Consider the following 2,660-nt stretch of genomic DNA (forward strand, 5'->3'; position numbering starts at 1 on the left):
AGTTTCCTCAACTGAATGGTGATCTGGGCCTGGCTGGCCTCCGGGTCGTGGGTGGCGATGTCCCCCTCGAGGTCCGCGACGGTGAGCTGAATGTGTCACTCGCCGGCGACCGGGGGGATATCCGCGGGTTCCTCGAGGCCGAGGAAGGGCGTTTGCTGATCCGCGGCGATGCCGCCTGGCCGGCCCCTGATGACTGGCGTATCGCCATCGAAATGGATGCCCTTGAGCGCCCCTTGGGGATCGATCTGCCGGCATTCGGCCGCCTGCGCGTGGCTCCGGATCTGGATATCCGCGTTTCGCCGACAAGGCTGGAGGTGCGAGGAGATGTCCAGGTGCCCTGGGCCCGTCTCGAGATCGGCGAAATGCCCGCTTCTGCCGTGTCACCCAGTCCCGACGAGATCATCATCACTCGGCGTGACGACGAGCGTGCCCAGCGAGAGGCCGAGCGTACGGCGCAACGCGCGACACAGGCTGGCGAGGAGGGTGCGGATGCCACGGCCGCCCAGGCCCTTTCCGCGGCGGGCATGGCGGTGGATGTACAGATCGATCTCCGACTCGGCCCTGACATGCAACTGACCGCCTACGGACTCGAAGCCGGGCTGTCCGGAACACTTGAGGTCCGCCAGCGTAATGGGCCTGTCCAGTTGTTCGGCGACGTCAATCTGATGGATGGTCGATTCCGGGCCTTCGGCCAGGACTTGCTGATTCGCGAGGGTCAACTCCTGTTCAGCGGCCCCCCCGGCCAGCCCCTCCTCAACTTCGAGGCCATCCGCAATCCTGACGTGACCCAGGATGATGTCATTGCCGGCCTGCGAGTCAGCGGAACCGCGGCTGATCCCCAACTGCGCGTCTTCTCGGAGCCGGCCATGGAAGAAGCGCGTGCCCTTTCCTACCTGCTGCGGGGGCGTCCTCCCGAGGATGGTGATTCCGACGGCGCCCTGACTTCGGCTCTGCTTGGCATGACGCTGGGGCGGACCGGTGGCGCGGTCGGGGCCATCGGCGAGGCCTTCGGCATCGATGACCTGACCGTTGAAAAGGCCGGGGCAGGAGAGGAAAGCCAGGTGCAGGTCAGCGGCCAGCTGACCGAGGACCTGCGGGTCAGTTACGGGGTGGGCGTCTTCTCGCCGATCGCCGAGTTGACCCTTCGCTACACCCTCTGGCGGAACCTCTACCTGGAAGCGGTGTCCGGTGCTTCACAAGCCGTGGATCTGGTCTATACCTTCAGCAGCCTACCGGGAAATCCAGATATCCGATGAAGGCGTTCAACCCGCTCAGGAGACGAAGATGACACTGTTTTCCGTTGCCCCACCCAAGGGGCGAGATAGCCCGCTATCGATCAGCGGCGTACATGCCGTCAACGGCGAGTCGATGCTGCCCCCCTATTCCGAGGGCCTGGCCGAGATCGTTCTTGGGATGGGCTGTTTCTGGGGGGCGGAGCGATTGTTCTGGGAAATGCCCGGTATCCAGGTCACGGCCGTGGGTTATGCGGGGGGCACGACTCCGAACCCCACTTACGAGGAGACCTGCACCGGACGCACCGGTCATGCCGAGGTGGTCCGTGTCGTCCATGATCCAGCGGTCGTCGATCTCGACACCCTGCTTCAGGCCTTCTGGGAGGCCCATGATCCTACCCAGAGCAATCGTCAGGGCAATGACATCGGTCCCCAATACCGCTCGGCCATCTTCACCACTGACGAGGCGCAGCGCGAGCGAGCCTTGCGTAGCCGTGAGCGCTATCAGGGCGCCTTGAGGCAAGCCGGCGGGGGCACCATCACCACCGAGATAGCCGCCCTGGACACCTTCTACTTCGCCGAGGAATACCACCAGCAGTGCCTGCACAAGAACCCCGGTGGCTATTGCAACCTCCGGGGTACCGGTATCCGCTGTCCGGTCGACTGATCCCTAGGTGGGGGTGATGCGGTCGATGCGATAGAGGGTTTCCACCTGGTCCAGGCCCGTGATCGTGCAGTCCAGATCCTTGATCAGACCATCCTCGAGCCCATAGACCCAGCCATGGACGGCCAGTGGCTGGTCACGCTGCCAGGCCCGCTGGACGATCTTGGTGCGACAGAGGTTGTTCACCTGGGCCTGAACATTCAGTTCGCACATCCGGTTGACCTGTTCCTCCAGGGGGAGGGTTTCAAGGTCCCGGCGATGGCGGCTGTAGAGCTCACGCACCGAGTGCAGCCAGAAGTCCACCATGCCACATTCACCGCCGACCACGGCGGCGCGAACCCCGCCACAGCCATAGTGTCCCACGACCATGATATGGCGAACCTTCAGCACATCCACGGCGAACTGCACCACCGAGAGGGCGTTCATGTCGTTGTGGTGAAGCAGGTTGGCCACATTGCGATGGACGAAGACTTCGCCGGGGGGCAGGGCGATGATCTGGTTGGCGGGCACACGACTGTCCGAACAGCCGATCCAGAGGTAGTCGGGATTCTGCTGCTCGGAGAGGCGCGAAAAGTAGTCGGGGTCTTCCTTGCGCATCTGTGCCGACCAGGCGCGATTGTTCTTGAGCAGTTCCTTGACGTGGTTCTTGGGCATCGGGCATTCCCTTTCAATGGACGGGATCTGGATGGGAAGCATTACCGCGTTCTTTTACTCCCGCTATCCCGATCAGGTCAATCGCGCAAGCCTCCCGGCAGGACGCCTGG

At 63.5% G+C, this 2,660-nt stretch carries 3 protein-coding genes; 2 read left to right on the plus strand and 1 reads right to left on the minus strand.

What is annotated here, in order from left to right; genetic code table 11:
* Both ACESMD_RS08350 and msrA read left to right on the plus strand, forming a co-directional pair.
* A partial coding sequence (locus ACESMD_RS08350) for a translocation/assembly module TamB domain-containing protein (protein ID WP_372612139.1) occupies positions 1 to 1,256 on the plus strand: 1,256 nt, incomplete at its 5' end.
* Positions 1,257 to 1,284: 28 nt separating this feature from the next.
* Positions 1,285 to 1,899: a peptide-methionine (S)-S-oxide reductase MsrA gene (msrA, locus tag ACESMD_RS08355; RefSeq protein ID WP_372612141.1), complete on the plus strand. Its 615-nt coding sequence runs from the start codon at positions 1,285 to 1,287 to the stop codon at positions 1,897 to 1,899.
* A 3-nt stretch (positions 1,900 to 1,902) separates the two neighbouring features.
* Here the strand turns inward: msrA and can are convergent, their stop codons facing one another.
* Complete coding sequence (gene can / locus ACESMD_RS08360; protein WP_372612143.1) at positions 1,903 to 2,550, minus strand: carbonate dehydratase; 648 nt, start codon at positions 2,548 to 2,550, stop codon at positions 1,903 to 1,905.
* Positions 2,551 to 2,660: the final 110 nt, after the last annotated feature.

This window comes from Halomonas sp. (assembly GCF_041689495.1).
Taxonomy (GTDB): domain Bacteria; phylum Pseudomonadota; class Gammaproteobacteria; order Pseudomonadales; family Halomonadaceae; genus Halomonas.